This window comes from Chromohalobacter sp. HP20-39 (assembly GCF_033052815.1).
Lineage (GTDB): Bacteria > Pseudomonadota > Gammaproteobacteria > Pseudomonadales > Halomonadaceae > Chromohalobacter.
Window position 1 is genome coordinate 1 of record NZ_JAWHTP010001082.1, and the last position, 241, is coordinate 241.

Genomic DNA, 241 nt, shown 5'->3' on the forward strand with positions numbered 1-241 from the left:
GCGCCGGCCTGGCCTGGCTCAAAGACGCGCGCTGATCGCGCCGCGCAGGGCCTCGCCGAGCGCGCGCCGGTCGCGGCCCTCGGGCTGCACCGCGGGCAGCAACTGCAGCTCGATGCCCAGGCCCCGCGCCGCCGCGATCCGCCACAGGCTCTGCGCCAGCGTGGTGTCGCCGATGAACTGCGCGGCGGTGCTGAAACGCTCGCCCGGCTGATGCCAGCGCAGCACCACCGGCAGCACCGGT

General features: G+C 76.3%; 1 protein-coding gene. It reads right to left on the minus strand.

The genetic code is table 11. The features are described 5' to 3' along the window. Nucleotides 1-18: 18 nt before the first annotated feature. Nucleotides 19-241 (minus strand): hypothetical protein (locus tag RVY79_RS21260; RefSeq protein ID WP_317466608.1); only part of this gene is annotated, 223 nt, incomplete at its 5' end.